Origin of the sequence: Nonomuraea mesophila, assembly GCF_004352805.1 — a bacterium.
GTDB classification, from domain to species: Bacteria; Actinomycetota; Actinomycetes; order Streptosporangiales; family Streptosporangiaceae; genus Nonomuraea; species Nonomuraea longispora.
This window is the reverse complement of the sequence record NZ_SMLD01000040.1, coordinates 51,819-59,664: the sequence shown is the minus strand read 5'-3', so window position 1 is coordinate 59,664 and position 7,846 is coordinate 51,819. Positions and strand designations below refer to the sequence as shown.

8 protein-coding genes are annotated in these 7,846 nt (G+C 69.3%); 1 reads left to right on the top strand and 7 read right to left on the bottom strand.

All coding sequences use genetic code 11. The features are described 5' to 3' along the window. Positions 1–952: D-alanine--D-alanine ligase family protein (locus E1295_RS17760; protein WP_132631418.1), on the bottom strand; the 952-nt coding region annotated here is incomplete at its 3' end. Between the two features lie 147 nt (positions 953–1,099). Then, positions 1,100–2,446 carry an aminotransferase-like domain-containing protein gene (locus E1295_RS17755; protein ID WP_425465350.1) on the bottom strand — a complete coding sequence of 449 codons (1,347 nt, stop codon included), beginning with the start codon at positions 2,444–2,446 and terminating at the stop codon, positions 1,100–1,102. A gap of 154 nt (positions 2,447–2,600) precedes the next feature. On the opposite strand from E1295_RS17755, the gene E1295_RS17750 reads away from it, so the two are divergent. Beyond that, entirely contained in the window at positions 2,601–3,218 is a 618-nt protein-coding gene (locus E1295_RS17750; RefSeq protein ID WP_132631416.1) for a GNAT family N-acetyltransferase, read from the top strand. A gap of 102 nt (positions 3,219–3,320) precedes the next feature. On the opposite strand, the gene trxA is transcribed toward E1295_RS17750, so the two are convergent. From trxA to E1295_RS17725, 5 genes are all read right to left on the bottom strand, one after another. Further along, positions 3,321–3,635, bottom strand: a complete 315-nt coding sequence (gene trxA / locus E1295_RS17745) for a thioredoxin (protein ID WP_132631415.1) — start codon at positions 3,633–3,635, stop codon at positions 3,321–3,323. Positions 3,636–3,645: 10 nt separating this feature from the next. Continuing rightward, entirely contained in the window at positions 3,646–4,578 is a 933-nt protein-coding gene (trxB, locus tag E1295_RS17740) for a thioredoxin-disulfide reductase (protein ID WP_132631414.1), read from the bottom strand. Positions 4,579–4,717: 139 nt separating this feature from the next. After that, entirely contained in the window at positions 4,718–5,683 is a 966-nt protein-coding gene (locus E1295_RS17735) for an anti-sigma factor (RefSeq protein ID WP_132631413.1), read from the bottom strand. After that, a complete protein-coding gene (gene sigM, locus E1295_RS17730) occupies positions 5,673–6,308 on the bottom strand; it encodes an RNA polymerase sigma factor SigM (protein WP_132631412.1) in 636 nt (211 codons plus the stop codon). Before sigM ends, E1295_RS17735 begins: the two co-directional genes overlap by 11 nt. 15 nt (positions 6,309–6,323) lie before the next feature. Continuing rightward, complete coding sequence (locus E1295_RS17725) at positions 6,324–7,835, bottom strand: protein kinase family protein (RefSeq protein WP_132631411.1); 1,512 nt, start codon at positions 7,833–7,835, stop codon at positions 6,324–6,326. Positions 7,836–7,846: the final 11 nt, after the last annotated feature.

The following is a 7,846-nucleotide window of genomic DNA, read 5'->3' as shown; positions in this document are numbered from 1 at the left end:
GGCGGGAGCGGGTGGCGGCGATCTGGAGGAGGGCACGGCAGAGGTCGCCCAGGTCCTGGCCGGCTGCTTCGGCGGCCATGGGCAGCAGGGAGGTCTCCGTCATCCCCGGCGCCACGTTGACCTCGAGGAAATGGGGCACGCCTGACGCGTCGACGATCAGGTCCGTACGGGAGATGTCGCGCAGGCCGAGCGCCGTGTGGGCGGTCACCGCCGTGTCCGCGCACGCCGCGGCGGCCTTGGGGGAGAGGCGGGCGGGGGCGAAGAACTCGGTGTGGCCGGCCGTGTAGCGGGCCGCGTAGTCGTAGACCCCCTCGTCGGGGACGATCTCCACGGCGGGCAGGGCCTCCGGGCCGTTGCCGAGGTCGATGACGGAGACGGCCACCTCGACACCTTCGACGTACCGTTCGATCAGGGCGGTGTCGCCGTAGGCGAAGCAGCCGACCATGGCGGCGGGGAGGTCTTCGGCGGTGCGGACGATGGAGGCGCCGAGCGCCGAGCCGCCCCGGGCGGGCTTGACGAAGAGGGGCAGGCCGAGGCGTTCGACGATGCGGCCGAGCACGACGGTGGCGCCGAGGTCGTGGAAGGTCTCTTTCGGCAGCGTGACGGATTCGGGGGTGTGCAGCCCGACGGAGCGTACGACGGCCTTGGCGGTGGGTTTGTCGAAGGCGACCCGGCAGGCGTCGGGGTCGGCGCCCACGTAGGGGACGTTGAGGAGTTCGAGGACGGAGCGGATCGCGCCGTCCTCGCCCGCGCCGCCGTGCAGGGTGACGAACACGGCCTCCGGCGGGTCGGCGAGGATGGAGGGCACGAGGGACGCGTCGGTGTCGCGGGCTTCGACGTCGACGCCCGCCGCGCGCAGCACCTCACTGACTCGGCGACCGGAGCGCAGAGACACCTCCCGCTCGTAGGAGAGGCCTCCGGCCAGCACGAGCACGTGGCCCAGATCGCTCATCACATCTCCTCCGCTGATCGCACGCTGTCCCACCGTACCGGCGCCGGGGGTGGATGGCGTACGGCAGGTGCTTCGTCCGCGCGCCCGGTCTGGTCCGGGGAAGACGGAGGGCCGGCGCCGCCCGGCGCCGGCCCTCCGTCGTGAGGTTCAGGCCAGGTCGGGCCCTGGCGTGTCGACTCCGGTGTGGTCGCGCGCCGACGAGGTGCCGAACGTGTCGCGCAACTGCATCTCCTGTTCGATCACTCCGGCGAGCCGGCGTACGCCCTCGCGGATGCGGTCGGGTTCGGGGAAGCAGAACGACAGGCGCATGTGCCGCGATCCGCTGCCGTCGGAGAAGAACCCGGTGCCCGGTACGAACGCGACCCGCTCGGCCACGGCCCGCGGCAGGATGGCCTTGGAGTCGAGCCCTTCGGGCAGGGTGGCCCAGACGAAGAACCCGCCGGCGGGGCGGGTCCAGGTGACCTCGGGCGGCATCAGGGCGTCGAGCGCGTCGAGGATGGCGTCGCGGCGCTCGCGGTAGAGCTCCTTGAACGTCTTGATCTGCTCGCGCCAGGGCTGGGTGGTGAGGTATTGACCGACGGCCAGCTGGGTGAACGACGAGTGGGACAGCACGGCCGACTCCATGGCGAGCACGAGCTTGTCGCGGATGGCGTGCGGGGCGAGCGCCCAGCCGACGCGGAAGCCCGGGGCGAGCGTCTTGGAGAACGACCCCAGGTAGACCACGCCGTCGGGGTTGTCGGCGCGCAGGGCGCGCATGGGCTCGCCGTCGAAGCCGAGCAGTCCGTACGGATTGTCCTCGATGACGAGCACCCCGGCCCGCTGGCAGATGTCGAGCACCTGCTGGCGGCGGGCGATGTTGAGGGTGACGCCGGCGGGGTTCTGGAAGGTCGGGATCGTGTAGAGGAACTTGATGGGCGCGCCGGCGGTTTCCAGGGCGTAGATAGTCTGGGCCAGGGATTCGGGCACGATGCCCTGATCGTCCATGGCGATATGAACCACTTTGGCCTGGTAGGCGGCGAACGTCCCCAAAGCCCCCACATACGAGGGACCCTCGGCGAGCACCACGTCGCCGGGGTCGATGAAGATCCGGGTGATCAGGTCGAGGGCCTGCTGCGAACCGACGGTGACGACGACGTCGTTCGCCCCGGCGTGGATCCCCTCAAGCCGCATGACCTCGCAGATCTGCTCGCGCAGGTGCGGGTCACCCTGGCCGGAGCCGTACTGCAGCGCGACGGGGCCGCGCTTGGTGACCAGGTCGGAGACGAGCTCGCCGACCATGTCGAGGGGGAGCGCCGTGACGTACGGCATGCCGCCGGCGAGCGAGACCACCTCGGGTCTCGACGCGACGGCGAAGAGAGCTCGGATCTCGGAGGCGACCATCCCGGTAGCTCGTGCGGCGTACCGATCGACGTACGCGTCGATGCGCGACCCGTGGGTCGCGGGTGCCTGACCGTGATCCCGCTCTGCTGTCACGGCCCACCTCCTAGGTGTCATATCGGACTGAAATACCAGATTACGCTAGACGGACATGTCGCCCGTGACGGGGCTGACCGTCGTGGTGTCGGCTGGTGGCATCTTCACTGGGCTACGATGCCACCTGTGGACGCGGTTTTCGCGCGCTTTTCCGGGTCAACGATAGGGGCGGTAGTTGTCGCGCCGGCTGGTCAACATAACCCTGGACAATCTTGACGATCTGCCGCGCCGCTGCCGGCGGTGTGTGTTCTGGGAGCTCGATCCCGTCAGCGGCGAGCGCGCGGTGGAGTCGGGCGACTCCGGGCTGGAGAAGGAGGCCTGGATCTCCGGCACGCTCCTGGAATGGGGGAGCTGCGGGAAAATCCTCTACGTCGACGGGGTGCCTGCGGGCTTCGTGCTCTACAGCCCGCCGCTCTACAGCCCGCGCTCGCTCGCCTTCCCCACCTCGCCCGTCAGCGCGGACGCGGTGCTGCTGATGTCGGCCCATATCATTCCCGAGTTCTCGGGCGGCGGGCTGGGCCGGATGCTGATCCAGGGCGTCGCCAAAGATCTGACCCGGCGCGGGGTGAAAGCCATAGAAGCGTTTGGGGACCTCAAGTGGGAAGAGCCGAGTTGCATAGTTCCCGCGGAATATCTGCTTTCTGTTGGTTTTAAGACAGTTCGTCCGCATTTGAGATTTCCGCGGCTGAGACTGGAACTCAAGACCGCTGTTTCGTGGCGCGAGGACGTCGAGGTGGCTCTGGAACGGCTCTTGGGCTCCATGAGTCCGGAACGCGCCCTACGTCCCGTCTGACGGCGTCTCAGCCCTGCACGCGCCCATACAGAAGCCCCCGCCGCGAGGGACGGGGGCTTCTGCCGGGCGAAGCGCGCCACAAAGGGCGAACCATCCGTGGCGCTAGATGATGCCCTCAAGCTCGCGCAGCAGCATGGCCTTCGGCTTGGCGCCGATGATCTGCTTCACGACCTCTCCACCCTTGTAGACGTTCAGGGTGGGAATCTGGAGTACGCCGTACTGGCGCGGAACCTCGGGATTCTCGTCGATGTTGAGCTTGACGACCTCGAGCTTGTCGCCGTGCTCGTTGGCGATCTCCTGAAGGATCGGCGAGACCTGGCGGCACGGGCCGCACCATTCGGCCCAGAAGTCGACGAGGACGGGCTTGTCGCTCTTGAGAACCTCGGTGTCGAAGTCGGCGTCGGTGACAGCCTTCACGGTGCGCTCCTTACTTCTCGATGGTGGCCAGCCAGCGCTCGGAGTCGAGCGAGGCCGCGCAGCCGGTGCCGGCCGCGGTGATGGCCTGGCGGTAGGTGTGGTCCACGACGTCTCCTGCGGCGAAGACGCCCTCGATGTTGGTGGCGGTGCTGGGGGAGGCCACCTTGATGTAGCCGTTCTCGTCGAGGTCGATCTGCCCCTTGACCAGCTCGGTGCGCGGGTCGTGGCCGATGGCCAGGAACAGCGCGTCGGTGGCCAGCTCGCACTCCTCGCCGGACTTGAGGTTGCGCAGCTTGACCGCCTCGACCTTGGTGTCGCCGATCACGTCGGCGACCTCCGAGTCCCAGACGAACCGGATCTTGTCGTTGCTGAAGGCGCGGTCCTGCATGATCTTGCTGGCCCGCAGCGTGTCACGCCGGTGCACCACCGTCACCATGCGGCCGAACCTGGTCAGGAACGTGGCCTCCTCCATCGCGGTGTCGCCGCCGCCGACGACCACGATGTCCTTGTTGCGGAAGAAGAAGCCGTCACACGTGGCACACCAGGACACGCCGCGGCCGGACAGACGCTTCTCGTTGGCCAGGCCGAGCTCGCGGTAACCGGACCCCATCGCCAGGATGACGGACTTGGCGTAGTAGGTGTCGGTGTAGGTCTTGACCACCTTGGGGTTGGCCTCGAGATCGACCTCGACGACGTCGTCGGCGATGAGCTCGGCGCCGAACCGTTCGGCCTGCTTGCGCAGGTTGTCCATCAGGTCGGGGCCCATGATGCCGTCAGGGAACCCGGGGAAGTTCTCCACGTCGGTGGTGTTCATGAGCGCGCCGCCGGCCGTGACGGAGCCCTCGAAGATCAGCGGCTTGAGCTCGGCACGGGCGGAGTAGACGGCCGCGGTGTAGCCGGCTGGGCCGGATCCAATGATGATCACGTTACGCACGTCGCTCAACGCTTCACGCCTGCCTTCCTCAGTCAGCTGATGCCATCGGCGTCAACAGATCCTAGGCCGCCCTGATTCCCTGCCCTGCCCGCAACACCCATCCGAAACGAAAGAGCCCGCCGAAGCGGGCTCTGACGTGGGGTTTCGTCTACCAGCGGCCCAGTGCGGGCTTACGCAGGTTCTTGCAGTTGAACGGGTCGACGATGTCGATGCGCAGCTTCTGGGCGGCTTTGTTCTTCCACGAGGCGATCACGAGGGCCTCCTGGCCGTTGTACTGCCCCTGGTCGACCGCGTACGTCGGCAGCTTCGAGCGGTTCGCCACCCTGTTCACGCACTTGTCGACGTTCGCGGCGTCGGACGTGCCGCCACCGACGATGGGCGCGGGGCCGAAGACGCCTTCGAGCGGCTGCCGCAGCTCCTGGTCGCTGTAGTTGTGCTGGCTGTCGGTCAGCGCGTACGACCTCGCCCGCGTCGGATTCCGCTCCACCGGCGTGGGCGTCGACACCGCCTTGGACTGCGCCACCGGTGGCGCGACGGTCTCGCCCTGACCGCCTCCGCCGCTCGCCAGCAGGCTGGTCGAGGCCACCGCCGTGCCGACCACGGCGGCCGCCGCCGCTGCCGCGACCGCGGGCAACGCCCAGCCGCGCCGTCGTGCGCGCGTGCGCCTGGCCGGGACGACGGTGCCGTCGCCGGCGACCACGCCGAGGCGTACCGGCTCCGCGGTGTCCTGTCCGGGGGCGTCGGCCGGCGCCGGGTCGGCGGCCCTGCCCGCGCCGAAGCGTGCGGGCTCTGGCACCTCGGCGGCGCGCTCCCACGGGGCGTCCCGCATGAGCTCGTCCCAGTCCGGGGTGTCGGCGAGGCCCACACCCGCGCCCTTCCGGGACTCCGACTCGGCGGCCAGAGCCTTGTCGATGCGCAGTGCGACACCCATCGGCATGGCCGGGGTGGGGGTCGCCGCGAGCACCTCGCGAACCGTCGCCAGGTCTGCCAGTAGCTCCCCGCAGGGGTCGCAGACCGCGAGATGCCCGCGGACCTGGCGTGCCGTGTCGACGTCCAGGAGACCCTCGGCCAGCTCGGCCAGGATGTCCAGATCGTAGTGCGTATCACCCGTCACGAAGTTCTGCTCCCTTCGCGGATGAGACGCGATCGAGGTCCGTTCGGTTCCGCAGATGCGAAAGAATCGGGGCAAGTTTCGCGCGTCCTCTGGCACACCGGCTCTTCACCGTGCCGCTCGGAACTTGGAGCACGTGAGCTGCGTCTTCGACCGAATAGCCCATCATGTCGACGAGGACAAGGGCCGCCCGCTGATCGCTGGGCAGGAGTTTGAGCGCGGCCGACACCTCCATGGAGACCTCACGCTCCACGGTCTGGTCGGGCAGGGGGGTCTCGCGCTCGGCGGCCTCGATCAGCTCGTCGTCCGCGACGGGCCTGACGGACTTGCGGCGCATGCGGTCGAGGCAGGCGTTGACCACGATGCGGTGCAGCCAGGTGGTGACGGCCGCCTCGCCGCGAAACGTGGCGGCCTTGCGGTAGGCGGAGACGAAGGCGTCCTGCACGGCGTCGGCGGCCTCGTCGGGGTCACCGAGCGTACGCAGGGCGACCGCCCACATGCGATCGCGATGCCTTTTGACGATCTCGCTGAAGGCGTGGGGGTCCCCGTTGATATGGGCAGTCAGCAGCTCGGCGTCTGTGACCGCCGGCCGCTCAGCTGCTGAGGGTGTCTCGGGTGGGGAGTTCACAAGAGAGTTTCCTGATTATGCCGATCCGGGAGAGTGCACCACTACGTCATAGATGGTGCCATGAAACTTGCCCGCATCCGTCGGAACGCGCGTGAACCAGATCAAAACGTACTGACCGCTTGCTGGTTCTTCGGGGGTGAGGGTGGTTTTACCTGCTGCGTCCTTCTTGGTGGCCACCGTCTCCAGGGCGTCGAGATCGGCTGAGTCGCCCACCTTGAGTTCTACGGTCGCGCCCGGCGCGTCGCCCAGCGTAGCCACCACGTCGCTGATCTGCATGGACTTGCCCATGTCCAGCAGCAGGCCGACGCCGTCCTTCAGCCGGCCGAGGTCGGCGCTGCTGTAGGACTCGGTCTTCCACAGCGTGCCCGGCTTGCCGTCGATGGCCAGCTTCGCGATGTCGGACTTCTCGTCACCGTCGCCGAGCGGGTCGAAGCCCTTGGCGCTCTCGGGCTTGACGGCCTCGGCCTGCGCGGACGCCGACGCCGACGCGCTGGGCACGGTCTGCTGAGCCTCAGGGCCGGTGGGGCTGCCCAGGCTCCTGCCGATCGTCCACGCGCCCACGCCGACGGCGGCGATGACGAGCAGCACCACCAGCGTCATCAGCACCCGGTTGACCATGCTGCCCTCGCGCTTGGGCACGCGGTGCGGCATGGGCTGCGGCGGCGGGACGGACAACTTCTGCCGGTGGGCGATGTCGAGGCCCTCGGTGTGGGACGCGGAGGTCACCGCCGGGGTCGAAGGGTAGGGGATCGGGATCGGCATCGGCCTCGCGACGTCGGCCAGGGCCGCGGCGACCTCGTCCGGGGTGGCCAGCGCGCCCTGGCCCTTGCGCGACTCGGGCAGGCACGCCCGCACGGTCACCGCGTCGAGATAGCCGGGCACGCCCGCCGTGACCTGCCGCGGCGTGCAGAAGTGGCCGTCGGTCATCGGCGCCGCCGGCAGCCCGCCCTCTTCCTCGTCGCCCGGCCAGTGGCCGGTCAGCCCCGCGTAGAGCAGCCGGCCGAGGCCCTCGGCGTCGTCGAGCGCCGGCTGGTCGGTCGTGAGGCCGTACATGGCCGCGTCGACGGCCACGCCGAGCACCTTGACCGTGTTGCCGGTCGTCCAGACCAGGTGGGACGGGCGCAGGCACAGGTGGTAGAGCTGCGCCTCGTGGGCGTGCGCGAGCGCCTCGGCGGCCTCGGCCACCAGCCCGGCAGCACGCTCGGGATCCAGCGGCCCCGAGGCCAGCAGGTCGGTCAGGCTCTCGCCGGTGACCCACTCGCTGACGACGTAGGAGGCCTTCTCGTCCTCCGCCGCGTCGAACACCTGGGTCAGGCGCGGATCGGTGAGCCGGCTCGCCGACCGGGCGGCCGTGACGACCTCGTGAACCCGGGGGAAACCGGGAGCGAAGGTGTGGACCGCCACCGGCCTGGCGAGGATCTCGTCGATGGCCTTCCACAGGGTGGCGCCGTCGGACTCGCTGACGCGGTCCTCCAGCCGGAAGCGCTCGGCGAGGCGGGTGCCGGGTTCGACCGCCGACGTGCTCACTGGCTCACTCC

Bases quoted from the DNA above. Each gene is read 5' to 3' on its own strand.
- E1295_RS17755 (WP_425465350.1), bottom strand. From the start codon at position 2,446: ATGACACCTAGGAGGTGGGCCGTGACAGCAGAGCGGGATCACGGTCAG.